We start from the raw sequence: 25,088 nt of genomic DNA, 5'->3' as shown, positions 1-25,088 counted from the left end.
CCCGGCGGGAATATCGTCACCGGCTTTATCCGTCTTCTGGAAGTTCTAGAAAATGCCCGATCTTCGCGACCTTGCCCGTACCGCCGCCGCCTGGCCGTTCCAGGAAGCCCGCGCTCTGTTGGACGGCCGGTTGCAGGGGAAAAAACCGGATAAAGGCTATGTTTTGTTCGAGACGGGCTACGGCCCGTCGGGCCTGCCTCATATCGGCACCTTCGGCGAGGTGGTCCGCACCACGATGGTCCGCCGGGCCTTTTCCCTGCTGGCACCCGAGATCCCGACCCGCCTGTTCGCCTTTTCCGACGATATGGACGGCCTGCGCAAGGTGCCCGACAATATCCCGAACAAGGAAATGGTGCGCGCCCATCTCGGCAAGCCGCTGACCTCGATTCCCGATCCGTTCGGCACCCATGAAAGCTTCGGCCACCACAACAACGCCCGGCTGCGTTCGTTCCTCGACGCGTTCGGCTTCGAGTACGAGTTCCAGTCGGCGACCGACTGGTACACGTCCGGTCGTTACGATCAGGCGCTGCTCGGCGTGCTGCGTCATTATGACGAGGTCATCAACGTCGTCCTGCCGACTTTGGGCGAAGAACGCCGCGCCACCTATTCGCCGTTCCTGCCGGTCTGCCCCAAGACCGGGATCGTGTTGCAGGTGCCGGTGGTCGAGACCCGGCCCGATGACGGCACCATCGTCTATCGCGACACCGACGGCACCCTGGTCGAAACCCCGGTGACCGGCGGGCAGTGCAAGCTGCAATGGAAGGCCGATTGGGGGATGCGCTGGGTCGCGCTCGGCGTCGATTACGAGATGAGCGGCAAGGATCTGATTCCCTCGGTCGAGCTATCGACCCGGATCGCCCGCATTCTCGGCGGCCAGCCGCCGCAGACCCTGACCTACGAACTGTTCCTCGACGACAAGGGGCAGAAGATCTCGAAATCGAAGGGCAACGGCCTCGCCGTTGAGGAATGGCTGAAATACGCCCCGCCGGAAAGCCTTGCCCTGTTCATGTTCCAGAAGCCCAAGGCGGCGAAGCGGCTGTATTTCGACGTCATTCCCCGCGCGGTCGATGATTACCTGACCTTCCTGGCCAAGTTCTCCGCCGAGGACGAGGCCAAGCGGCTGGAAAACCCGGTATGGCACATCCATGCCGGTGAGCCGCCCCGCGAAGAAGCCCACCTGACCTTCGGCATCCTGCTGAACCTCGCCAGCGTCTGCCATTCCGAAGACCCGGCGGTGTTGTGGGGCTTCATCCGCCGCTATGCGCCCGGAGCCAGTCCCGAGACCTCGCCGATCCTCGATTCGCTGGTCGGCTACGCGATCGCCTATTACCGCGATTTCGTCAAACCCTCGCTGCGCTACCGCACCGCGACGGCGGACGAGGCCGAGGCCTTCGCCGCGCTGAAGGCCGGGCTGGAGGCGTTGCCCGCCGATGCCTCGGTCGAGGATCTCCAGTCCCTGGTCTATGAGATCGGCAAGCGTCCCTGCTTTGCCGACCTCAAGGCGTGGTTCAAGGCCTGTTACGAGGTGCTGCTGGGGGCCGAGCAGGGGCCGCGCCTGGGCAGCTTCATCCGTCTCTACGGGATCCCGGAAACCGTCGCCCTGCTCGACAAGGCGATCCGGGGCGAAGCAATCTAAAGCCTCACCGGCGGGGCGGTCGCAGGCGGCGATCGCCCCGTTTCGCGCCGGGCCGGTTGCCCCCATCGCGCCGGTGCCGTATAGGGTACGCCATGGCCAACGAGGATGACGGCGACAAACGGGCGGAACGGCTGAAGCGGGCACGCGCGCTGGCGGGACAGACCGGCGGCGGCACTCCCGTTGCGACCCTGCGCGCCGATGCGGCCAAGCCCGATCCCATTGCCGCGCCGCCGTCTCCCGCTCCCGCTCCCGCTGCGGCGGAACTGACCCGGACCTTGCGGCAAAGCCTGATGGAAATGCTGACCGGCCTGTTGCGGCCCAAGCCGCCGACGCCGCCTCAGCCGGTCCAACCACTGCCCGATCCCCCCGTGCTGACCGTGCTGGTCGCGGCGCTGGGCAACGATGCCGACGGGGCGGCGGCGACCCGGCTCAATCAGGCGCTCTCGGCGCGGACCGCGTTGAAGGTCAAGGCGCTGCCCAAGCTGTTCGCTCTCGACGGACTGGAAGATCCCTCCCAGGTCGCCGCGGTGACGATGAACACCCGCCATGCCGTCGTCGAGGAGGATGCCGACCTGCTGGTGTGGGGGGATCTGACCAAGGACGGCTATCGCCTCCGGGTGGCGACCGCCGCCAGCGACGAAGAGCGATTCGGCCCCACCACGCGGATCGAGGTGCCGCTCGACCTGTCCGAGCCGGTGGTCAATCTGTTGTTCGCCGCCCTGCTGGCGGCGGGCGATCCGGGCAGCGAGCCCCGCCGCTCGGCGCTCCGCCGTCTGCTGCTCCCTGCCGCTACCGCCGCCGAACCGCTGGCTACCAAGCCGCCGGTGCAGATGGCGATGCCGCAGCAGCGGTCGGTGCAGATGCTGTTCGGCCATATCGCCGCCGCCGCTGCCGCGATCGCGCCAGCCGAGCAGGCCGTCACCTGGGCCGACAAGGCGATCAACGCCTATCGCCAGGCCGAGCGGCGGCTGGGACGGACCGATCCCGGCTGGGAAGGCGGATTGATCCATCGCCACATCGCCGCCGCGATCGCCGCCAAGGCTGACCGCTCGAAGGAACCCGCCCCGCTGCTCGAAGAGGCGATCCGCGAATGGCGCGCGGCGGCGGAAACCCTGCCCCGCGCCGTGATGCCGCAGGATTGGGCGGCGACGCAGGTGCGGCTGGGGACGGCGCTGTACCGGCTCGATCTGCTGACCGGCCAGACCGAATTGCTGCGCGAGGCGCTTCAGGCGCTTCAGGCGACGCTTCAGGTCTATTCCCGCACCGAAACCCCCACGCGCTGGGCAGACGTGATGCACACCGTCGCCCAGGTGCTGGAGGTCTATGGCGACCAGTTGCGCAATGTCGAGGTGTTGCAGCGGGCGGTCGATGCCTGCCATTCGGTGCTGGAGATCCGCAGCCGCGAGCGGACCCCGCTGGCCTGGGCGGCGACCCAGAACACCCTGGGCTCGGCCTTATTCCTGCTCGACCGTCATTCCGAGGGCGGCGGCCATCTGATCGAGGCCGAACTCGCCCTCTCCTCCGCGCTGGAGGTGTTCCAGACCCAAGGCGCGAAGCGCCCGGCCAAGGTGGCGGCGCGCAACCTGGCCCATGTCCGCAAACTGGCCGAAAGCCGCAAGACCCGCTCGGTGGTCGAACCGCATTGGCTTGACGATCCACAAAGGTAATCCATGGCGCCCAAGCCGACTCCCCGTGCCCTTGCTCTTGAGCTTTTTTCCGCCATCCTCGACCGCGACCGTCTGCTCGACGACATGCTCGAAGACCGCCGCCTGTCGGCGCTGGACGAGCGCGACCGCGCCTTCGTCCGGATGCTGCTGGCCACCACCCTGCGCCGCCTGGGCCAGATCGACGCTCTGATCGCGCTTTGTCTCGACCGTCCGCTCGGGCCGCGCGCGGTGATGGCCTGTCACGCGTTGCGGCTGGGCGTCTGTCAGTTGCTGTTCCTCGATCTGCCGCCGCATGCGGCGATCTCGACCACCGTCGATCTGGTCAAGCACACCCCGATGGCCGGGTTCACCGGGCTGATCAACGCGGTGTTGCGCCGCCTGTCGCGCGACGGGGCCGAGATGATCGCGGCCCAGGATGCCGCCCGGCTCGATACCCCGGACTGGCTGTGGCGGTCGTGGTCGGCCGCCTATGGCGACGAGGTTGCCCACGCCATCGCCACCGCCCATCTGACCGAGGCGCCGGTCGATATCACCGTCGCGGCCGATCCCGAGGGCTGGGCCGCCCGGCTGGAGGCCGAGATTCTCCCCACCGGCTCGCTTCGGCGCAGCGGCGGCGGGGCGGTGTCGCGGCTGGCTGGATTCGACGAAGGTGGCTGGTGGATTCAAGACGCCGCCGCTGCCCTCCCGGCGCGGCTGTTCGGCGACATCCGGGGCAAGCGCGTCGTCGATCTGTGCGCCGCTCCGGGCGGCAAGGCGCTGCAACTGGCCTCGGCCGGAGCGGTGGTGACCGCGCTCGACCGCTCGGCTCCCCGGCTGGCGCGGCTGTCCGACAATCTGGCCCGGCTGGGGCTGTCGGCCACCATCGTCGCCGCCGATGCCGCCGCCTGGGCTCCGGGCGAGACGTTCGACGCCGTTCTGCTCGACGCGCCTTGTTCCGCCACCGGAACATTGCGCCGCCATCCCGACGTCGCCCGCCACAAAAGCCCGGCCGACGTCACCAAACTGTCCGCCGCCCAGGCCCGGCTGTTCGAGGCGGCGACCGCGTTGCTTGCCCCCGGCGGGACGCTGATTTATTGCGTCTGTTCGCTGGAACCGCAGGAAGGCATCGACCAGATCGAACGCGCCCTGGCCGCCGGAGCGCCGCTGGAGCGGGTGCCGATCCGCCCCGACGAGGTCGGCGGACTGGCCGACCTGATCAATCCGGCGGGCGATCTGCGCACGCTGCCCTGTCACCTGGGGGAGAAGGGGGGCATGGATGCCTTCTTCGCCGCCCGTCTGCGCCGGGTCTAAGCCGATGAGCCGCCGATTCGTTTTGATCGACCGCGACGGGACTCTCAACGTCGAAAAGCATTATTTGTCCGATCCCGACCAGCTTGAATTGTATCCCGGCGCGGGGGAGGCGGTGCGACGGCTGAACCAGCTTGGGCTGGGGGTGGTGGTGGTCACCAACCAGTCGGGCATCGCGCGGGGCTATTTCGATCTCGACCGGCTGGCGGCGATCCATCGCCGTCTTGGCGAATTGCTCGCCCTCGACGGGGCGCATATTGATGGCCTTTACGTCTGCCCGCATGGTCCCGACGAAGAGTGCACCTGCCGCAAGCCGCGCCCCGGCATGATCCTCCAGGCGGTCGCCGACCATCGCTTCGATCCGGCCCAGGCTTTCGTCGTCGGCGATAAAGAGGTCGATGTCGAGTTGGGGCACGGTGTCGGCGCCGTCAGTTTCCTGGTCCGCACCGGCCATGGCGCCAAGGCGGTCGCGACCACACGCGCCGATTATATCGTCGATGATCTTGCCGCGGCGGTGGATGAGATCGAGCGGCTGGTCGGGGAAGTCAGCCCGCGCGGGCTACTTCCCGTCTCGCACTAACCGGACCGACAAAACCGCTTCCATCGCGGAGCGGCCGGGCGGCGAGACCAGGGTCATCATCGCCACCGGAGCGCTCCCGTCGCCGCCAAAGCGTTTGGCGAGGATTTTGGCGAACCACCCGGTCGGGTTGAGGGCATAATCGGTGAGGGTCATTCCCTCGGTTTCGCGGCTGTCGAGCGGCTGCAACAGACCGCCGTCTTTCAGCCCGCCGCGCTCGACCATCGCGACGAGGTAGCGGCGCAGCGCGGCGGGATCGGCGAACTCCGCCAACACCGAGCATTGGCCGTCCTGGGTCACCACCAAGGTGATCGCCCCCAATCCGGCCCGGCGCAGCACCCGGACGCTGCCGCTCCGCTCGCCCAGCAAGGCGGCGGAGACGTCGGCGGGGACGTCGATGAAGCCGAACTCGCCCCCCGGCGCGGCGCTGGCCAGGGTTCCGGCGCTATCGCCGATATTGATCAGGCAGATCTGGCCCAACACCGCCGCCGCCAACCGGCTGGTCTGATCGCGGACGAGAGCGGGATCGAGACCGGGGGCGGTCTGGGCCAAGGCCGGGGCGGCGCACAGCAGCGACAGCAGTGTCAGAACCAGACTCTGTCTCATGGGGACCTCGCGCCAAGGGTGATGATCGCCTGAAGGTCGGGATTGGCCGTCTCCGAGGTGGTGAGGATCACCCGCATCCCCGCCGGTTCGGTCTTGTAGAGCCGGATTAGATCGTCGCGATACGAGCCGGTCGGGGCAAGGTCGATGAAGCGTGACCGCATCGGCCCTTTGCTCTCCTCGCCAGCGGCCCGGACCGAGAAGGACTTGCCCAGACTGGCGCGCAGATCGCCTTCCAGGCGGCGGTACAATCCGTCGGTCGCGACCTTGCGGACGAAGACGATGCAGGTGTCGTCGGCTTTCAGCAAGGCGAGGGTAACCCCGGCGTCAGGTCTGGCCCAGGCCGAGCCCTCGCGGCCCTGAAGGAAGGGGCGGGCTTGGGCGGGGGAGAGTTCAGGGAGAAACATCTCCCGCCCCGGGCGAAGATTATCGCGCAGGCGGGTGTAATCGCCGACATAGGCGACGCAGCCCAGCAGGAAGGTCCGGGTCGCAACCTCGACGCTGTCCGAAGACTCGGCGGCCTCGGCCGGACGCGGCGCAGCAGCCAGGACGAGCGACGCGGCCAGAAGACCGACCGTGGTGGCTTTGTGCAAGATATTCATGGGGGATCAGCAGACCACAGCCCGCCGCCCGGTTCAAGCCCGGGAGAGGGGGGAAGCGGCGGCCCGAAACGCACCGGGGCCGCTCTCGGCAGAGAGCGGCCCCGGGCCGTACTCGATCAAGGTCGGCGGACGGTCAGCGCAGGGCGATGACCATCGCGTCGGCGATCGCCACCTGGCGGGCCGCCCGGCTGCGATCCAGGTCGGTCTGCGCATCGGTGACGGCGAGGTCGGCGGCGGCACGACGTTCGTCCGCGATCTCGCTGGTCAACTCGGTCAGCGGAAAGGCTTCTTCCGCCAGAACGGTGACCCGCTCGCCGGTGACTTCGGCAAAGCCACCGGCGATGAAGATCCGGTTGGTGACCTTGCCGTCGTTATGGATGTCGATGACACCGGGGCGCACGGTGGAAATCAACGGGGCATGGAGGGGGAGGGCGCCGAAATCGCCGTCCTCACCCGGAACCACCACCATTTCCACCGGCTCTGACAACAAGAGCTTTGCCGGCGACACCAATTCGAACTGGATCTTCTCGGCCATGCCGATGTTCCTTTACGTCAGGCGGCTTCGGCGGCCATCTTCTTGGCCTTCTCGATCGCCTCGTCGATGCCGCCGACCATGTAGAAGGCGGATTCGGGCAGGTGATCGTACTCGCCGGCGATGATCGCCTTGAAGCCCTTGATGGTCTCTTCCAGCGACACCAGCTTGCCCGGCGAGCCGGTGAAGACTTCGGCGACGTGGAAGGGCTGCGACAGGAAGCGCTGGATCTTACGAGCGCGGGCGACGATCAGCTTGTCCTCTTCCGACAGTTCATCCATGCCAAGGATGGCGATGATGTCCTGAAGCGACTTGTAGGTCTGGAGGATGCGCTGCACTTCGCGAGCGGTCTCGTAATGCTCCTTGCCGACGACGCGGGGGTCGAGGACGCGCGAGGTCGAGTCGAGCGGATCGACCGCCGGGTAGATACCCAGCTCGGCGATCTGACGCGACAGAACGGTGGTGGCGTCCAAGTGGGCGAACGAGGTGGCCGGAGCCGGATCGGTGAGATCGTCGGCCGGGACGTAAATCGCCTGGACCGAGGTGATCGAACCCTTCTTGGTCGAGGTGATCCGCTCCTGCAACGCGCCCATGTCGGTGGCGAGAGTGGGCTGATAGCCCACCGCCGACGGGATGCGGCCCAGCAGAGCCGACACTTCCGAACCGGCCTGGGTGAAGCGGAAGATGTTATCGACGAAGAACAGCACGTCCTGGGCTTCGACGTCGCGGAAATATTCCGCCACGGTCAGGCCGGACAGGGCGACGCGGGCGCGGGCGCCCGGCGGCTCGTTCATCTGGCCATAGACCAGGGCGACCTTCGAACCGGGGCCGTCCAGCTTAATGACGTTCGACTCGATCATCTCGTGATAGAGATCGTTGCCCTCGCGGGTACGCTCGCCGACACCGGCGAACACCGAGTAACCGCCGTGCGCCTTGGCGATGTTGTTGATCAGTTCCATGATCAGAACGGTCTTGCCGACACCGGCGCCGCCGAACAGGCCGACCTTACCGCCCTTGGCGTAGGGGGCCAGCAGATCGATGACCTTAATGCCGGTGACGAGAATTTCGGTCTCGGTCGACTGCTCGATGAATTCGGGCGCTTCGGCGTGGATCGGCGCGCTCGACTTGGCGTTGATCGGGCCACGCTCGTCGATCGGCTCGCCGATCACGTTCATGATGCGGCCCAGGGTCTCGGGGCCGACCGGAACGCGGATCGCGGTTCCGGTATCGACCGCCTGGGCACCACGGGTCAGACCGTCGGTCGAGTCCATGGCGATGGTCCGCACGGTGGACTCGCCCAGATGCTGGGCGACTTCCAGCACCAGCTTGCGGCCCTGATGTTCCAGCTCGAGCGCGTTCAGAATGGCCGGCAGCGGGCCTTCGAAGCGCACGTCCACGACCGCGCCCAGGACCTGGGTGATCGTGCCGACATTGTTGATTGCCATGGTGTGCTCCTCGTCTTCCGTCACAGCGCTTCGGCGCCGGAGATGATTTCGATCAGTTCCTTGGTGATCTGGGCCTGGCGCGACCGGTTGTACTTGATCGCCAAGGCATTGATCATGTCGCCCGCGTTCCGGGTGGCATTGTCCATCGCGGTCATCCGCGCCCCCTGCTCCGACGCCTGGCTTTCCAGCATCGAGCGGAACAATTGGATGGCGAGATTACGCGGCAGGATCTCGGCCAGGATCTCGGCTTCACCGGGTTCGAACTCGTAGACGGCCCGAGCCGAGGCATCGACCGTTTCGGACTGGGCCGGAACCGGGAACGGGATCAGCTGCTGGCGGGTGACGTTCTGCGAGATCGCCGACACAAAGCGGTTGTAGACGACGGTACAGACATCGAACTCGCCATTGGCGTACATCTGGGTGATGCGGGTGGCGACCTGATCGGCTTCGGGGAAGGTGATCCCCTTGCGGCCGAGATTGTCGAACCCTTCGATCATCAGATGACCGTAATCGCGGCGCAACGCTTCGCGGCCCTTGCGACCGACCGGCATGATGACAACCTTTTTACCCTGCTTCAGCAGGTCGGCGGCCAACAACCGGGTCGCCCGGGTGATGCTCGAATTGAAGCCGCCGCACAGGCCGCGGTCGGCCGTCACCGGGACGATCAGGTGAACCTGATCCGATCCGGTACCGGTCAGCATCGCCGGGGCGCCAGCCTGACCGGCCATCGCGCCCGCCAGGGTGCCCAGCATCCGTTCCATGCGTTCGGCGAAGGGCCGGGCCGCTTCGGCCGCGGTCTGGGCCCGGCGAAGCTTGGAGGCCGCGACCATTTTCATGGCCGAGGTGATCTTGCGCGTCGATTTGACGCTGGTGATCCTCAGCCTTAGGTCCTTGAGGCTCGGCATGAACTCCTACACTCCCTTGCGTGACGGTCCCCCCGGGGCGGCGGGCGCTTGCCTGCTCTCGGAGGGCCGCCCTCGCGACCCTTGGGTGACGAAGCGACGTCCCCGCTCCCGACCGGAAAACCGGTTCGGGAGCGGAACGTCGCGGCGATCAGGCGAAGGTTTTGGTGAAAGCGACGATGGCCGCCTTCAACTTCTCTTCGGTTTCGGCCTTGATCTGCTTGTCGGCGGCGATCGAGGTCAAGATGTCCGGCGACTTCGCCTTGATGTCGGCCAGCAGACCGGCTTCGAAGCGGCCGACCTGACGGACGTCGATCTTGTCGAGATAGCCCTTCACACCGGCATAGACCGACACGACTTCTTCTTCGGTCGACAGCGGCGAGAACTGGGGCTGCTTCAACAGCTCGGTCAGACGGGCACCGCGATTGAGCAGCTTCTGGGTCGCCGGATCGAGATCCGAAGCGAACTGGGCGAAGGCCGCCATTTCACGATACTGCGCCAGTTCCAACTTGATCGAACCGGCAACCTGCTTCATCGCCTTGATCTGCGCGGCGGAACCGACGCGCGAGACCGAGAGGCCGACGTTCACGGCGGGGCGGATGCCCTTATAGAACAGCTCGGTCTCGAGGAAGATCTGACCGTCGGTGATCGAAATCACGTTGGTCGGGATGTAGGCGGAGACGTCGTTGGCCTGGGTCTCGATCACCGGCAGAGCGGTCAACGAGCCGTTACCGGCGGCGTCGCCCATCTTGGCGGCGCGTTCGAGCAGGCGCGAATGGAGATAGAACACGTCGCCGGGATAGGCTTCGCGGCCCGGCGGACGACGGAGCAGCAGCGACATCTGACGATAGGCGACCGCCTGCTTGGACAGATCGTCATAAATGATCAGAGCGTGCATGCCGTTGTCGCGGAAATACTCGCCCATCGCACAGCCGGCATAGGGAGCCAGGAACTGGAGCGGGGCGGGCTCGGACGCGGTGGCGGCGACGACGATGGTGTATTCCATCGCGCCGTAATCGGTCAGCGTCTTGACGATCTGGGCGACGGTCGAGCGCTTCTGGCCGACGGCGACGTAGATGCAGAACAGCTTGGCCGATTCATCGGTGCCGCTGTGCCAGCGCTTCTGATTGATGATGGTGTCGATCAGGATAGCGGTCTTGCCGGTCTGACGGTCACCGATCACCAGTTCGCGCTGACCACGCCCGATCGGGATCAGGGTGTCAATCGCCTTGATGCCGGTCGACATCGGCTCGTGCACCGACTTACGCGGAATGATGCCGGGGGCCTTGACGTCGACTCGCGAGCGGCCGGCTGCCTCGATCGGACCTTTGCCGTCGATCGGGTTGCCGAGCGCGTCGACGACGCGGCCGAGCAGGCCCTTGCCAACCGGCACATCGACGATCGCGCCGGTGCGCTTGACGACATCGCCTTCTTTGATCGAGCGGTCGTTGCCGAAAATCACGATGCCGACATTGTCGACTTCGAGATTCAGCGCCATCCCCTTGATGCCGCCGGGGAATTCGACCATCTCGCCGGCCTGGACCTTATCAAGGCCATGCACGCGGGCGATACCGTCTCCGACCGACAGGACCTGACCGACCTCGGCAACTTCCGCCTCGGTTCCGAAGCTGGCGATCTGTTGCTTGAGGATTGCGGAGATTTCCGCGGCGCGGATTTCCATTATCCAACCCCTTTCATAGCGAGCTTGAGATGCTGCAGCTTCGTCTTGAGCGAGCTGTCAACCATTTGGGAGCCGACCTTGACCACCAGGCCGCCGAGCAGGCCGGGATCGACCTTCACCTCGACGGCGACGGAGCCACCGAAGGTCGTGCGGAGGGCAGAGGACAAGGCGTCTTGCTGGGCCTGCGACAGCGGAACGGCGGAGGCCACTTCGGCCGTCCGTTCTCCCCGACGCGCGGCCAGCCGGCCGAGATAGGAATTGATCGCCGCGTCCATCAGGAACAGTCGGCGGCTTTTGGCCGCCAGTCCCAGGAAGCGGGTGGTGAGGTCGGTGAAGCCGGCGGCCTTGGCCACGGCGATAATCGCCCGGCCCTGTTCGGCCCGGCTCAACACCGGACTATCCACCAAGCGGCGGAGGTCAGCGCTGTCGCGCATCATGGCCTTCAACGTCCGGAGGTCACCGGCGACGTCGTCAAGGCCGTTTTGAGCCTCAGCCAGCTCGAACAGGGCGCCGGCATAGCGGTCGGCGATCACGCCAATAGTTTCGGATGGCACCTGGGCAAGTCCTTAGGGATCGAGGTTCGAAGCGGCGGCCGCAACATGCTGATCAAGCAAAAACATTCCGTCGCCGACAGGGTTGAAGCCCCTTTAAGCGCGCCGGTTAACTAACACATCGAGTGAGGCCTTGCAAGCCCCGAACCTGCCCGTTCGGGGGAGGCGAGGTCAGAAGGCGACCTCATTGGAACCCGGTTGGATCGACATCGACCTGGACCCGGATGCCCCCTGTCGGGACGATCCGCCCCAACCAGTCGCGCAGCCAGGCCTGGAGCGGCACACCGCGCTCGGCCTTGACCAGGAAGCGGCGGCGGTGGCGGCCCCGCAACAGTGCCAGCGGGGCCGGGGCCGGACCCAGCACATCGATCCCCGCCGCGGGTGGGGCGGCGCGTGCCATCTTTCGCGCGAAATCGTCCAAGGGATCGGGTTCGGGACCGGACAGGATCAGCGCCGCCAGCCGCCCGAACGGCGGCATCAGCGCGGCCCGGCGCATCTCGGCCTCGCGCTCCATAAAGCCGTCACGGTCGCCCGCGACCAGCGCCCGCATCACCGGATGGTCGGGTTGCCAGGTCTGGAGCAGCACCCGGCCGGGCCGCTCGGCGCGTCCGGCGCGGCCCGACACCTGGGACAATAGTTGAAAGGTCCGTTCGGCGGCGCGCAGGTCGCCGCCCTCTAACCCCAGATCGGCATCGACGATTCCGACCAGGGTCAGGCGGGGGAAGTGATAGCCCTTGGCGACGATCTGGGTGCCGACCAGCAGGTCGAGACGACCCTCGGCCATTGCGCCGACCAAGGCGGCGGCGGCGGTGGGACCGCCGCAGGTATCCGAGGTCATCACCGCCTGACGCAGGTCGGGGAACAGCAGGGAGGCTTCCTCGGCGACCCGCTCGACGCCGGGACCGCAGGCGGTGAAGCCTTCTTCCGAGCCGCATTCGGGGCAGGAGTCCGGCCGTCGCACCGCATAGCCGCAATGGTGGCAGATCAGCCGCCCCGCGCCGCGATGCTCGACCAGCCACGCGGTGCAATTGGGACAGCGCAGTCGGAATCCGCACACCCGGCACAATGTCAGCGGGGCATAGCCGCGCCGGTTCAGATAGAGCATCGCCTGCTCACCGGCGGCGACGGTCTCGGTCAAAGCGGCGACCAGACCGGGGCTGAGCCAGCGGCCGCGCGGCGGCGGATGGCGGCGCAGATCGATTGTGGCGATCGCGGGCAGCGTCGCTCCGGCATGGCGGTCGGGCAGCACCAGCTTGCGATAGCGCCCGGCCTGGACGTTGGTCACCGTCTCCAGCGCCGGGGTGGCCGAGGCCAGAACCACCGGAATTCCCCCCAGCCGCGCCCGCACCACCGCCATGTCGCGGGCGTGGTAGCAGACTCCGTCTTCCTGCTTGAAGGCGCCGTCGTGCTCTTCATCGACGACGATCAGGCCGAGATCGGGAAAGGGCAGGAACAGGGCCGAGCGGGCTCCGACCACGACCGAGGCGCGTCCGCTCGCCACCGCGCGCCAGGTATCGCGGCGGCGGGCGTCGCTCAATTCGGAATGCCATTCCGAGGGGGGGCAGCCGAAGCGGGCGGCGAAGCGGTCGAGCCATTGCGTCGATAAGGCGATTTCCGGCAGCAGCACCAGAACCTGCCGCCCGGCGGCCAGCGCCGCCGCCACCGCCTCGAAATAGACTTCGGTCTTGCCCGATCCGGTGACGCCGTCGAGCAAGGTGACCGAAAAGCCGCCGTTCAGCGATTGGGCCAGCGCCGTCGCCGCCTTGGCCTGATCCGGCGACAGCGACGGTCCCGGCCGCAGGGCGTCGGGGATCGGAACCGGCGGCGGCAGGGCGGAGGGCGCGACGACCAGCGCGCCTGCCTTGATCAGTCCGCTCACCACTCCCGGACTGACCCCGGATTCGCGGGCAAGATCGGTCGCGGTGAGGGGCGGCAGTCGAGCCGCGCAGTCGAGCACTCGGGCGCGGGCGGCGCTGGGGCGCAGCTCGGGCGGGGCAGAGTCGGCCAGATGGCAGAGCAGGGGGCCGCGCACCGGCTCCAGCGCCGCCGGAACGCTCATCGCCATCTTCAGCACCGCGCCGGGTGGGGCCAGGGTATAGGCGGCGACCCAATCAATCAGGGCGCGCAACGGATCGGGCAGCGGGGCCGCCGCCTCCATCCGTCCGGCGATGGCGCGCAGCCGGTCGGGGGCGACGTCGCCGCCGCCCGCTCCCCACACCACGCCGACCGCCTCGCGCTTGCCGAGCGGCACCCGGACGAAATCGCCCGCCGCGACCGGCTCGGCGCCGACGCGGTAATCGTAGGGACCGGCCAGCGGAAGTGGTAGCAGCACCGCGATACGACTGCCGGGCGAAAATTCGGGACGGGGGGGGGTGGCGGAGGCGGCGGGCATAGAGTAGAGTCTAGCCGATCAAGGCTCTGGGCAACAGATGTTGGAGCCTTTGGGGTCTATGCCTTTTATCGTTCCCACAGGTCGAGAAGGGGTTTTCGGCATGGCGCGCAAGCGCGACGATGCGATCGCCGATGTGACACTGCCTGACGAGCGGCAGGTCGATGCGTTTCTGCGGGCTCATCCCGATTATCTGATCCGTCACCCCGATCTGCTGCTGACCTTGTCGCCGCCATCGCGCTGGTCCAGGGACGACGGCATCCTCGATATGCAGATGTTCATGATCGACCGCCTGCACGACGAACTTGACCGGGTTCGCGGTGCCGCCGAACATCTGATCCACACCAGCCGAAGCAACATGTCGATCCAGACCCGCACCCACCGCGCGGTTCTGGCGATTATCGCCGCCGACGATATGGCCGGGCTGGCCGAGGCGGTCAGCGACGATCTGCCCGCCTTGCTCGACGTCGATGTCGCCACCCTTTGTTTCGAGCCGCCCCAGGCTCCGATTCTCGCCCTGACCGCTCCCGGCCTGCTGACCCTGGAACCCGGCACCGTGGTCCGGATGATGGGTGGCAGCGATCGCGATTGCGCCCTGACCGAGGATATGCCGGGCGATCCGGCCTTGTTCGGCGACGGGGCCGGACTGGTCCAATCCTCGGCGGTGGTCCGCATCTCTCCCGGCGGCACCTGTCCCGATGGGATGATGGCGCTGGGCTCGCGCCACAGCCACACCTTCCACGCCGGTCAGGCGACCGAACTGGTCACCTTCCTCGCCCGCGTGCTCGAAGTCTGTGTCGCGCGCCTGATTTAACGGTCCCGCTTTGGTCGGGCTGTCGCCCGAACCCGCTTGCGGGCGAAGCCCGCAAACACCCCTTTTGTTTCTGAATCAATAAATAGGGAGGGTCCGGGAGGCTTGCCTCCCGGTTGGGATTTGGGGCAAGGCCCCAAATCGCATCAAGTCGGTGCGGCCGATCCGGTCAACCGACGCGGCCGATCCGCGACAGCGAGGCGTCGAGGCGGGCGTCGGCCTCGGCGATCTGGCGCAGGGCGTCGCGGGTGAAATCGATATGGGTTTCGGCGGCGGTACGGGCGGCGGCTTCGTCTCCGGCCAGCACCGCTTCGAGGATGGCGCGATGCTGGTCGAGCAGCAGGTCGCGCACCGCCTGGCGGCGATACAGCATCGCCCGGCTGTAGAACACGTCGTGACAGAGCAGGTCCGACAGCGCCCGCATCACATGCAGCATCACCAGATTGTGCGACGCCTCGTAGATGGCGAGATGGAATTCGGCCCCGGCCTCGGCCTCGGCGGCGTGATCGGCGGCGGCGTTGGCGGCTTCCATCGCCTCGAACCGGCGCTTGAGACAGGAATGGTCGATCTCGGTCGCGCGCAACGCGGCCATCCCGGTGGCGGCCCCTTCGACCAGACGGCGGAATTCGAGGTAATCCAGCACCGTCTCGGGCCGGGTATTGAGGATGTCGCGGATCGGCCCGGTGAAAGCCTCGCCCAGCAAGGGGGCGACCCGAGTCGCCCCGCCACGCTCCGACACCAGCAGACCACGGGTTTCCAGCTTGTCGAGCGCCTCGCGCAGCGACGGGCGCGACACGTCGAAGCGGGCGGCCAGTTCCCGTTCCGGCAGCAAGCGCTCTCCCGGACGCAAACTTCCCTCCAGGATCAGCCGTTCAAGATGGTGGGCGATGCTGTCCGCCAGTTTTGGAGGTCTGATCCGCTCTGTCATGCCAGCCTTTGGTGTATCTTGCCCTGCCGAAATCGGCCGAACGATCTAGGTACGCTAAAAGACCTTCGTTAGGCAAGTGCAAGAACCCTGTTTACAAGTGCGGTAAAGAGATTTATCCGTCTCCCCACAGCCGTTCAAAAGGATGACCCATGACCGTCGCCATCCCCTGCCGCCTTCCGCTCCACAAGCTGCTCGTCGCCAATCGCGGCGAGATCGCGATCCGCATCTGCCGGGCCGCGACCGAACTGGGGATGTCGACCGTTGCCGTCTATTCGACCGAGGATCGGTTCGCGCTGCATCGGTTCAAGGCCGACGAATCCTATTTGATCGGCAAGGGCAAGGGGCCGATCGAAGCCTATCTCGCCATCGACGAGATCGTGCGGGTGGCCAAGGAAACCGGCTGCGACGCGGTTCATCCCGGCTATGGCTTCCTGGCGGAAAATCCCGATTTCGCCGATGCGGTGCGTGATGCCGGTCTGGTCTTCGTCGGCCCGTCCTCCGAGGTGATGCGGCTGTTGGGCAACAAGGTTGCCGCCCGCAATCTCGCCATTTCCGCCGGGGTGCCGGTGATGCCCGCGACCGGGCCGCTGCCCGCCGATCCCGAGGAATGCCGCCGTCAGGCCGCCCAGATCGGCTATCCGCTGATGCTGAAGGCCAGCTGGGGCGGCGGCGGGCGTGGGATGCGGGTGGTCGAAGGACCGGACGAACTGCCCGAACTGATCGCGGTGGCAAAGCGCGAGGCCAAGGCCGCGTTCGGCAATGACGAGGTCTATCTCGAAAAGCTGGTCCGCCGCGCCCGCCATGTCGAGGTCCAGATCCTGGGCGATGCCGAGGGCAATCTGATCCATCTGTTCGAGCGCGATTGCTCGGTTCAGCGCCGCAATCAAAAGGTGGTCGAGCGCGCGCCCGCTCCCTATCTCGACGAAGCGGGCCGCGCCTCTCTGTGCGAGTCGGCGCTGATCCTGGCCCGCGCGGCGGGCTACCGCAACGCCGGGACCGTCGAGTTCCTGATGGATGTCGATAGCGGCGCGTTCTATTTCATCGAGGTCAATCCCCGCGTCCAGGTCGAGCATACCGTCACCGAAGTCGTCACCGGGGTCGATATCGTCAAGGCGCAGATCCGCGTCGCCGCCGGGGCGGTGATCGGCGACCGTTGCGCCGAATTGCCGCGCCAGGACGAAGTGCGGCTGAACGGCCACGCCATCCAGTGCCGGATCACCACCGAAGATCCCTCGAACGCCTTCATCCCCGATTACGGCCGGATCACCGCCTATCGCGGCGCGGCCGGGTTCGGCATTCGTCTCGATGGCGGCACCGCTTTCTCGGGGGCGCTGATCACCCGCCATTACGATTCGCTGCTGGAAAAGGTCACCGCCTGGGCGCCCACCCCGGACGAGGCGATCGCCCGGATGGACCGCGCCTTGCGCGAGTTCCGTATCCGCGGCGTCGCCACCAACCTGACCTTCCTCGAATCGGTGATCAGCCATCCCAGCTTCATCGCCTGCGAGTACACCACCCGCTTCATCGACGAGACGCCGGAACTGTTCGCCCGCCAGGAGCGGCGCGACCGCGCCAGCCGCCTGCTTCGCTTCGTCGGCGAGGTGATGGTCAACGGCAATCCGGAAGTCGCCGGTCTGGGGCGGCCGAAGGTGATCGCGATGCCCGAGGCGCCGTCCTATCCGCCGATTGCCCCGCCCGAAGGCTCGAAGCAATTGCTCGAGCGTCTGGGGGCCGAGGGGCTGGCCCAGTGGATGCGCGAGCAGCCGCAGGTTCTGATCACCGACACCACCTTCCGCGACGCCCACCAATCGCTGATCGCGACCCGGATGCGGACCTACGATCTGGCCGCCGCCGCCCCGGCCTATGCCCGCCGTCTGCCCGGCCTGTTCTCGGTCGAATGCTGGGGCGGCGCGACCTTCGACGTCGCGATGCGCTTCTTGAAGGAAGACCCGTGGGAGCGGTTGCGCCTGTTCCGGCGCGAGATGCCGAACCTGCTGCTCCAGATGCTGCTGCGCTCGGCCAACGCCGTCGGCTACACCAATTATCCCGACAATGTGGTGCGCCAGTTCGTCGCCCAGGCGGCGGAAAACGGTGTCGATATCTTCCGGGTGTTCGATTCGCTGAACTGGGTCGATAACATGCGGGTGGCGATCGACGCGGTGCGCGAGACCGGCGCGGTGTGCGAAGGCACCATCTGCTACACCGGCGATATCGACGATCCGGCGCGCTCGAAGTACGACCTTAAATATTATGTCGCGATGGCCCGCGAGCTGGAAGCGGCCGGGGCGCATATTCTGGGGATCAAGGACATGGCCGGTCTGGCCCGGCCCAAGGCGATTGCCCGGCTGGTCACCGCGCTGAAGCAGGAAGTCGGGCTGCCGATCCACTTCCACACCCACGACACCTCGGGTCTGTCGGCGGCCAGCGTGCTGGCGGCGGTCGATGCCGGAGTCGATGCCGTCGATGCGGCGATGGATGCGATGAGCGGCCTGACCTCGCAGCCGCCGTTGGGCTCGATCTGCGCCGCCCTGGCCCATCACCCCCGCGATCCCGGCCTCGACCATGGCGCGCTCAACGACCTGTCGCGCTATTGGGAAGGGGTGCGGGCGCTGTATTCGCCGTTCGAGGCCGATATCCGCTCGGGCACCGCCGACGTCTATCGCCACGAAATGCCGGGCGGCCAGTATACCAACCTGCGCGCCCAGGCCCGTTCGCTCGGTGTCGAACAGCATTGGGACTGGGTCGCTCAGGCCTATGCCGACGTCAATCTGATGTTCGGCGACGTCGTCAAGGTCACCCCCACCAGCAAGGTGGTCGGCGACATGGCGCTGATGATGGTCACCAGCAATCTGACCCCGGCCGACGTGCTTGATCCGGACAAGGAAATCGCCTTCCCCGAATCGGTGGTGTCGTTCTTCAAGGGCGATCTCGGCCAGCCGGTCGGCGGCTTCCCCGAGGCGTTGCAGAAGAAGGTGCTGGGCGGGGCCGAGCCGATCCGGGTCCGTCCCGGCGCGGTGTTGCCGCCCGCCGATCTGGCTGCCGAACGCGCCGCCGCCGAGGCCAAGGCCGGTCGCGCCATCAGCGACGCCGAACTGGCCTCCTACCTGATGTATCCGAAGGTGTTCACCGATTACGCCCTCCACGAGCGCAATTTCGGCGACGTCTCGGCGCTGCCGACCGACGTGTTCTTCTACGGGATGACCCCCGGCCAGGAGATCGCGATCGACCTCGAGCGCGGCAAGAGCCTGATCGTCCGCTTCCTGGCGATCGGCGAGGCCGACGAGGACGGCGAGCGCAAGGTGTTCTTCGAGCTGAACGGCCAGCCGCGCATCGTCCGCATCGCCGACAGCAAGGTCGCTCACGTCCGCGTCGCCCGCCCCAAGGCCGAGCCGGGCAATTCCGCCCATGTCGGCGCGCCGATGCCGGGTCTGGTGGTCAGCGTCGCCGTCCGCCCCGGTCAGGCGGTGGAAAAGGGCGATCTGCTGGTGGCGATCGAGGCGATGAAGATGGAAACGGCGGTGCGGGCCGACCGCGCCGGAACCGTCGCCCAGGTGGCGGTGACCCCCGGCACCCAGGTCGAGGCCAAGGATCTGCTGGTGGTGTTGGATTAGGGAGGGCGCGGGGGCCACGCGTCCGATAGAAGACGCGGCCCCCGCCCAGGGTAAGACGAAGGATAAGAGCGGGCTTTCGGGCCCGCCCCGACCGGGGCCGGAAAAGCCCCGGCTCTCCCCCCCGGCTTTTCCGGGAGGCTTTGCCGGGGGGGAGGCTGCAAATCCCCGCTCTGGCGAGGCTTGCATTCGCCCGGGGGCGGCGGTATAAGCGTCCCCTTCTCCGCGCGGACAAGGCCGTCAGGGCTGCCTTGCCGCGCGCTTATCTATAAACGCTTTAGATCAAGGAAAGCGAAAATGCCCAAGATGAAGACCAAGAGTGCGGCCAAGAAGCGGTTCCGCATCACCGGCAGCGGCAAGGTTAAGGGCAACGTCGCCTTCAAGCGGCACTGCCTCTCCGCCAAGTCCCAGAAGATGAAGCGCCAGGCGCGCGGCACCTTCGTCCTGTTCAAGTCGGACGGGGACAATGTCAAGAAGTTCTACCTGCCGAACGGAGTCTAACCCATGGCGCACGTCAAGAGAGGCGTGACGACCCACGCTCGTCACCGCAAGATTCTGAAGCTCGCCAAGGGCTACCGTGGCCGCGCCAGCACCTGCTTCCGCGTCGCGATCGAAAAGGTCGAGAAGGCGCTGAGTTACGCCTACCGCGACCGTCGCGCCAAGAAGCGCAATTTCCGCGCTTTGTGGATTCAGCGTATCAACGCCGGGTCGCGCGCCTATGGCCTGCCCTATTCGCGCTTCATGGATGGTCTGAAGAAGGCCGGCATCGCCCTTGACCGCAAGGTGCTGTCGGACATCGCCATCCGCGAGCCCGAGGCGTTCCGCTCGCTGGTGGAAAAGGCTCAGGCCGCCCTCCGGTAGGGTTCCCCATGGGGAGCGATGGTTAGGAGAGGGGCCCGCCCATTGGGGTGCGGCCCCTCTTCGCGTCTTAAGCAGAGGAAACGGACCGATGCACGATCTGGATCGACTGCGCGCCGAGGCGCTTGCCGCCATCGCGGCGGCAACGAGCCTGGAGCAGCTTGAGGCCGCCCGCGTCGCGGCGCTCGGCAAGAAAGGCAGCATTTCCGGGCTGATGAAGTCGTTGGGCGCGATGAGCCCGGACGAGCGCAAGACCGCTGGCGCGGTGCTGAACGTCGCCCGCGACGAGGTCGCGGCCGCTCTGGAGAGCGCTCGTGCCGCCCTGGAAGCCCAGGCGCTGAACGAACGGCTGGCGCGGGAACGGATCGACGTCACCCTGCCGCCCCGTCCCGAGAGCCAGGGCCGCGTCCACCCGATCAGCCAGACGATCGAGGAGATCACCCAGATCTTCGCCCAGATGGGCTTCGCGATCGCCGAAGGTCCGGATATCGAGGACGATTTCCACAATTTCACCGCGCTCAACATCCCGCCCGAGCATCCCGCCCGGCAGATGCATGACACCTTCTATTTCGGCGAGCGCGAAGACGGCGGCCGCCATCTGCTGCGGACCCATACCTCGCCGGTGCAGATCCGCACCATGCTGAGCGAGAAGCCGCCGATCCGGGTCATCGTTCCCGGCCGGACCTATCGGTGCGATTCCGATATGACCCACACCCCGATGTTCCATCAGGTCGAGGGTCTGGTGATCGACAAGACCACCCATATGGGCCATCTGAAGGGCTGTCTGATCGAATTCGTCCGCGCCTTCTTCGAGGTCGATGACGTTCCGGTCCGCTTCCGTCCCAGCTTCTTCCCCTTCACCGAGCCGTCGGCCGAGGTCGATATCGGCTGCTCGCGCGAAGGCGGTGAACTTCGGATCGGCCCCGGCGCGGGCTGGCTCGAAGTGCTGGGCAGCGGGATGGTTCATCCCAACGTGCTGCGGAATTGCGGCATCGACCCCGACGAGTACCAGGGCTTCGCCTTCGGCATGGGGGTCGAGCGGCTGGCGATGCTGAAATACGGCATTCCCGATCTGCGCACCTTCTTCGATTCCGATTTGCGCTGGCTGCGCCATTACGGCTTCCTGCCGCTCGACGTTCCCACGCTTTCGGGGGGGCTGACCCGATGAAATTCTCGCTGTCCTGGCTGAAGTCCCATCTCGCGACCGACGCGAGCCTGGATGAGATCGTTGCGACGCTGACCGCGATCGGTCTTGAGGTCGAAGCGGTCGAAGACCCTGCCCGCCGTCTGTCCGGCTTCATCGTCGGCCATATCCTGTCGGCCGAGCGTCATCCCAACGCCGACCGGCTGCAAATCTGCACCGTCGCCACCGGGTCGGCGACGATCCAGGTGGTGTGCGGCGCCCCCAACGCGCGGGCCGGGATCAAGGTGATCCTGGCCCAGCCCGGCATCCTGATTCCGGTCACCGGCGAGCCCTTGAAGAAGGGCAATGTCCGCGGCGTCGAAAGCCAGGGCATGATGTGCTCGTGGCGCGAACTGGCGCTGGGCGAAGAGCATGACGGCATTGCCGAACTCGACGAGGCGTTCGAGGTCGGGGCGGCGCTGCTCGATGTGATGTCGTTCGATCCGGTGATCGACATCTCGGTCACCCCCAACCGGGCCGATTGCCTGGGCGTGCGCGGCATCGCCCGCGATCTCGCCGCCGCCGGTCTGGGGCGGCTGGTGCCGCTGTCGGTCGAGCCGGTGGCGGGCAGCTTCGCCAGCCCGATCGGGGTCAGCCTTGATTTCGCTCCCGAAACGGCTTCGGCCTGCCCGCTGTTCGCCGGTCGCTTTATTCGCGGCGTCACCAATGGCGACAGCCCGCAATGGCTGAAGGATCGTCTGGCCGCGATCGGGATTCGCTCGATCTCGACCCTGGTCGATATCACCAATTTCTTCACCTACGACCTCAACCGGCCGCTGCATGTGTTCGACGCCGACCGGATCAAGGGCAACATCTCGGCCCGGATGGCCCGGCCCGGCGAGACGCTGGCGACGCTGAACGGCAAGACCTATACGCTCGACGAGACGATGACGGTGATCGCCGACGAATCCGGCGCGCTTGGTCTGGCCGGGGTGATCGGCGGCGAGCCGACCGGCTGCGCCGATACCACCAGTTCCGTTTTCCTCGAAGCGGCGTGGTTCGATCCGGCCCGGACCGCGACCACCGGTCGTCGCCTCGACATCCTGTCCGACGCCCGCTTCCGCTTCGAACGCGGGGTCGATCCTGCCTTCGTCGTTCCGGCGATGGAACTCGCCACCCGGATGATTCTCGATCTGTGCGGCGGCGAGGCGTCCGAGCCGGTGATCGCCGGAACCGAGCCCGATTGGCAGAAATCGATCGTGCTGCGTCCCGGCCGCGTTGCCGCCCTGGGCGGGGTCGAGGTCACGATCGAGCGGCAGGAAGCGATCCTGCACGCGCTGGGCTGCGCCGTCGCCGAACATGACGACGGGCTGCTGGTCAATCCGCCGTCCTGGCGGGCCGATATCGGTGGCGAGCAGGATCTGGTCGAGGAAATCGTCCGTATCACCGGCTTCGACTCCATTCCGGCGGTGCCGTTGCCGCGCAACCCGATGCCGAAGCCGATCCTGACCCCGGCCCAGCGCCGGGTCGGTTGGGTGCGGCGTCAGTTGGCCTCGCGCGGGCTGATCGAGACCGTCACCTGGTCGTTCCTGCCCCAGGCCCAGGCCGCCTGGTTCGGTGGTGGCAGCGACGCGCTGCAACTGGCCAATCCGATTTCGGCCGACCTTGACGCGATGCGTCCCTCGGTGCTGCCCAATCTGGTCGCGGCGGTGGGGCGCAACCTCGATCGGGGCTTGCGCGATTTCGGTCTGTTCGAGATCGGGCCGCAATTCGACGGGCCGGAACCGGGTCAGCAGCGGCTGGTCGCGGGCGGCCTGCGGGTCGGCAAAACCGCCGCCCGCCACTGGACCGGCGCGCCGCGCGCGGTCGATGCCTTCGACGCCAAGGCCGATTTGCTGGCGGCGATCGCGGCAACCGGGCTCAGCCCCGACGGCTTCCAGACCATCGCCGAAGCGCCGTCCTGGTATCATCCCGGCCGGGCGGGAACATTACGCCTTGGCAACAAGCCGGTTGGCTTTTTCGGCGAACTGCATCCGGCGGTGTTGGCCGCGCTTGACGTCAAGGGTCCGCTGGTCGGGTTCGAATTGTTCGTCGAGGCGTTGCCGCCCGCCAAGGCCAAGCCCAGCCGGGCGCGGCCTTTGCTGAAGGCGTCGGCGTTCCAGCCGCTCGAGCGCGATTTCGCCTTCATCCTCGACAGCAAAGTCGCCGCCGAGCAGGTGGTTCGCGCCGCCCGCAATGCCGACAAGGCTTTGGTTGCCGACGTGATCGTGTTCGATCTGTACGAAGGGACTCACCTCCCCGAGGGCAAGAAGTCGCTGGCGATCAGCGTCACCTTGCAGCCGACCGAACGGACCCTGACCGACGAGGAGATCGAGGCGGTCTCGACCCGGATCGTCCAGGCCGTCGTCAAGGCCACTGGCGGCGAGTTGCGCGGATGACCAAGGCGGCGGGGCCGACCATCCTGTTGATCCGTCACGGCGAGACTCTGTCCAACCGGGAGGGCCGGGTGCAGGGGCATCGCGATTCGCCCCTGACCCCGGACGGAGTCGAACAGGCCCGCCGGGCCGGTCGCACCATCGCCCGTCTGATCGGCGATGGCACCGGCTGGCGGGTGACCTCAAGTCCGCTTGGGCGTTGCGTCCGGACCACCGGGATCATTGCCGAGATTGCCGGGCTCGATTTCCGCACCATCACCTTCGATCCCCGGCTGGCCGAGATCGATACCGGATCGTTCTCCGGGCTGACCAAGGCCGAACTGACCGCCCGCGATCCCGTTTTGACGCGGGGACGCGGCCTCGATCACTGGGCTTTCAAGGCTCCGGGCGGCGAAACCCACGCCGCCCTGTCGGCCCGGTTGTCCGATTGGTTGGCGTCGGTTGGGCCGGAGGAAAAGGTGGTGGCGATCAGCCACGGCATCGCCGGTCGTGTCCTGCGCGGGCTGTATCTTGGACAGGACCCAGACGAGGCGATGCAGGGCGAATCGCCCCAGAACGCTTTGTTCCGGTTAAGCAACGGAACCGTCGAGCGGATTTCCTGCGGGTAGGGCAGGGTCCGCTTCGGCGGTGCCGCCGGTGTCTAAACCGTCGTTCGTGAAAAAGTCCTTCGGCCTTTGGCCTCAGTGTACTTTTCCCCGGTTCAAAAAGAATCCCCGTGCTCAATCAAGCTTTCCGCGCGGGGATGGATTTGGTTCCCTCCGAGGCCGATGGGCGACGCCCACGGCTTCGGAGGCTGGATTTCACCAGCTTTGCGCGCTTAAGCGGCGCAAGGCTGGTGAAGCAGACAACACGAAAAATGGGCGCTGGGCCGCCCCTAGCCCATTTTTCTCCTTATTAATCCAACGGGAAAAAGTACACCGAGCGATAGCGAGGGACTTTTTCACGGGAGACTAAACCGGCACCGCCAGCGGCAGGAACTCGGCCACCACCTGATCGTACAGCGGCCGCTTGAACGGAACGATCAGGTCGGGAACCTCGCCCAGCGGAATCCAGCGCCACGCGTCGAATTCCGGGTGTTCGGTGGCGAGGTCGATCTCGGCATCGGACCCGGTGAAGCGGGCACAGAACCAGATCTGCTTCTGGCCGCGATACTTGCCCTTCCAGCAACGGTCGGCCAGATCGAACGGCAAGTCATAGCTGATCCATCCGGCAGTCCGGGCGATGATCTTGGCCGAATCGGTGCCGATTTCCTCTTTCATCTCGCGCAGCAGGGTGGTTTCGGGGGCTTCGCCCTCGTCGATGCCGCCTTGGGGGAACTGCCACGAATCCGGGGTGTCCAGTCTGCGGGCGATAAAGGCCAGCCCGGCCCGGTTCAGCAGCACCAGACCGATGCAGGGGCGATAGGGGCGGTCGTGATAGGGGAGCGGCGTCATCGGTTGGGTCTTTCCGTTCG

At 66.7% G+C, this 25,088-nt stretch carries 21 protein-coding genes; 11 read left to right on the top strand and 10 right to left on the bottom strand.

Annotation, left to right across the window (positions count from 1 at the left end; all coding sequences use genetic code 11):
• Window positions 1–52 precede the first annotated feature (52 nt).
• The 4 genes from BLW40_RS02435 to gmhB all read left to right on the top strand — a co-directional run bounded on the left by BLW40_RS02435 (window position 53) and on the right by gmhB (window position 5,170).
• Window positions 53–1,636, top strand: coding sequence for a lysine--tRNA ligase (locus tag BLW40_RS02435; protein WP_074765214.1), 1,584 nt, complete (start codon window positions 53–55; stop codon window positions 1,634–1,636).
• Window positions 1,637–1,728: 92 nt separating this feature from the next.
• Window positions 1,729–3,303, top strand: a complete 1,575-nt coding sequence (locus tag BLW40_RS02430; protein ID WP_074765212.1) for a hypothetical protein — start codon at window positions 1,729–1,731, stop codon at window positions 3,301–3,303.
• A 3-nt stretch (window positions 3,304–3,306) separates the two neighbouring features.
• Window positions 3,307–4,593 (top strand): RsmB/NOP family class I SAM-dependent RNA methyltransferase, encoded by a 1,287-nt coding sequence (locus BLW40_RS02425; RefSeq protein ID WP_074765210.1) that lies wholly within the window; start codon window positions 3,307–3,309, stop codon window positions 4,591–4,593.
• Between the two features lie 4 nt (window positions 4,594–4,597).
• On the top strand, window positions 4,598–5,170 hold the full coding sequence (gene gmhB / locus BLW40_RS02420; RefSeq protein WP_074765208.1) for a D-glycero-beta-D-manno-heptose 1,7-bisphosphate 7-phosphatase: 573 nt from the start codon (window positions 4,598–4,600) through the stop codon (window positions 5,168–5,170).
• Here the strand turns inward: gmhB and BLW40_RS02415 are convergent.
• From BLW40_RS02415 to BLW40_RS02380, 8 genes are all read right to left on the bottom strand, one after another.
• Window positions 5,150–5,773, bottom strand: coding sequence for a hypothetical protein (locus tag BLW40_RS02415; RefSeq protein ID WP_074765206.1), 624 nt, complete (start codon window positions 5,771–5,773; stop codon window positions 5,150–5,152). The genes gmhB and BLW40_RS02415 overlap by 21 nt on opposite strands.
• Complete coding sequence (locus tag BLW40_RS02410) at window positions 5,770–6,372, bottom strand: NMCC_0638 family (lipo)protein (RefSeq protein ID WP_074765204.1); 603 nt, start codon at window positions 6,370–6,372, stop codon at window positions 5,770–5,772. The genes BLW40_RS02415 and BLW40_RS02410 overlap by 4 nt, the downstream gene beginning before the upstream one ends.
• Before the next feature lie 133 nt (window positions 6,373–6,505).
• On the bottom strand, window positions 6,506–6,907 hold the full coding sequence (gene atpC, locus BLW40_RS02405; protein WP_074765202.1) for an ATP synthase F1 subunit epsilon: 402 nt from the start codon (window positions 6,905–6,907) through the stop codon (window positions 6,506–6,508).
• A 17-nt stretch (window positions 6,908–6,924) separates the two neighbouring features.
• Window positions 6,925–8,349: a F0F1 ATP synthase subunit beta gene (gene atpD / locus BLW40_RS02400; RefSeq protein WP_074765770.1), complete on the bottom strand. Its 1,425-nt coding sequence runs from the start codon at window positions 8,347–8,349 to the stop codon at window positions 6,925–6,927.
• 20 nt (window positions 8,350–8,369) lie between these two features.
• A complete protein-coding gene (locus tag BLW40_RS02395; protein WP_074765201.1) occupies window positions 8,370–9,254 on the bottom strand; it encodes a F0F1 ATP synthase subunit gamma in 885 nt (294 codons plus the stop codon).
• Between the two features lie 148 nt (window positions 9,255–9,402).
• Window positions 9,403–10,932: a F0F1 ATP synthase subunit alpha gene (gene atpA / locus BLW40_RS02390; RefSeq protein ID WP_074765199.1), complete on the bottom strand. Its 1,530-nt coding sequence runs from the start codon at window positions 10,930–10,932 to the stop codon at window positions 9,403–9,405.
• Window positions 10,932–11,486, bottom strand: coding sequence for a F0F1 ATP synthase subunit delta (locus BLW40_RS02385; protein WP_074765197.1), 555 nt, complete (start codon window positions 11,484–11,486; stop codon window positions 10,932–10,934). Before BLW40_RS02385 ends, atpA begins: the two co-directional genes overlap by 1 nt.
• Window positions 11,487–11,667: 181 nt before the next feature.
• On the bottom strand, window positions 11,668–13,875 hold the full coding sequence (locus tag BLW40_RS02380) for a primosomal protein N' (protein WP_074765195.1): 2,208 nt from the start codon (window positions 13,873–13,875) through the stop codon (window positions 11,668–11,670).
• Between the two features lie 100 nt (window positions 13,876–13,975).
• Here BLW40_RS02380 and BLW40_RS02375 point away from each other — a divergent pair, with 100 nt between their 5' ends.
• Window positions 13,976–14,686: a DUF484 family protein gene (locus BLW40_RS02375; protein WP_074765194.1), complete on the top strand. Its 711-nt coding sequence runs from the start codon at window positions 13,976–13,978 to the stop codon at window positions 14,684–14,686.
• A 166-nt stretch (window positions 14,687–14,852) separates the two neighbouring features.
• Here the strand turns inward: BLW40_RS02375 and BLW40_RS02370 are convergent, their stop codons facing one another.
• Window positions 14,853–15,611 carry an FCD domain-containing protein gene (locus BLW40_RS02370; RefSeq protein WP_074765192.1) on the bottom strand — a complete coding sequence of 253 codons (759 nt, stop codon included), beginning with the start codon at window positions 15,609–15,611 and terminating at the stop codon, window positions 14,853–14,855.
• Window positions 15,612–15,760: 149 nt separating this feature from the next.
• Between BLW40_RS02370 and BLW40_RS02365 the strand changes: the two genes are divergently transcribed.
• The 6 genes from BLW40_RS02365 to BLW40_RS02340 all read left to right on the top strand — a co-directional run bounded on the left by BLW40_RS02365 (window position 15,761) and on the right by BLW40_RS02340 (window position 24,243).
• A complete protein-coding gene (locus tag BLW40_RS02365; RefSeq protein WP_074765190.1) occupies window positions 15,761–19,222 on the top strand; it encodes a pyruvate carboxylase in 3,462 nt (1,153 codons plus the stop codon).
• Between the two features lie 294 nt (window positions 19,223–19,516).
• The gene (gene rpmI, locus BLW40_RS02360) at window positions 19,517–19,720 is read left to right on the top strand and encodes a 50S ribosomal protein L35 (RefSeq protein ID WP_074765188.1); all 204 of its coding nucleotides are present in this window, start codon (window positions 19,517–19,519) and stop codon (window positions 19,718–19,720) included.
• Window positions 19,721–19,723: 3 nt separating this feature from the next.
• Entirely contained in the window at window positions 19,724–20,080 is a 357-nt protein-coding gene (gene rplT / locus BLW40_RS02355; RefSeq protein ID WP_074765186.1) for a 50S ribosomal protein L20, read from the top strand.
• 88 nt (window positions 20,081–20,168) lie between these two features.
• Window positions 20,169–21,245, top strand: coding sequence for a phenylalanine--tRNA ligase subunit alpha (gene pheS / locus BLW40_RS02350; RefSeq protein ID WP_074765184.1), 1,077 nt, complete (start codon window positions 20,169–20,171; stop codon window positions 21,243–21,245).
• The gene (pheT, locus tag BLW40_RS02345) at window positions 21,242–23,638 is read left to right on the top strand and encodes a phenylalanine--tRNA ligase subunit beta (RefSeq protein WP_074765182.1); all 2,397 of its coding nucleotides are present in this window, start codon (window positions 21,242–21,244) and stop codon (window positions 23,636–23,638) included. Before pheS ends, pheT begins: the two co-directional genes overlap by 4 nt.
• Window positions 23,635–24,243 (top strand): histidine phosphatase family protein, encoded by a 609-nt coding sequence (locus BLW40_RS02340; RefSeq protein ID WP_074765180.1) that lies wholly within the window; start codon window positions 23,635–23,637, stop codon window positions 24,241–24,243. Before pheT ends, BLW40_RS02340 begins: the two co-directional genes overlap by 4 nt.
• Window positions 24,244–24,585: 342 nt before the next feature.
• On the opposite strand, the gene BLW40_RS02335 is transcribed toward BLW40_RS02340, so the two are convergent.
• Window positions 24,586–25,068, bottom strand: a complete 483-nt coding sequence (locus tag BLW40_RS02335; RefSeq protein WP_074765178.1) for an RNA pyrophosphohydrolase — start codon at window positions 25,066–25,068, stop codon at window positions 24,586–24,588.
• Window positions 25,069–25,088 lie beyond the last annotated feature (20 nt).

It is taken from the genome of Magnetospirillum fulvum, from assembly GCF_900108475.1.
GTDB classification, from domain to species: Bacteria; Pseudomonadota; Alphaproteobacteria; order Rhodospirillales; family Magnetospirillaceae; genus Phaeospirillum; species Phaeospirillum fulvum_A.
This window is presented reverse-complemented; position numbering and strand designations above follow the sequence as displayed.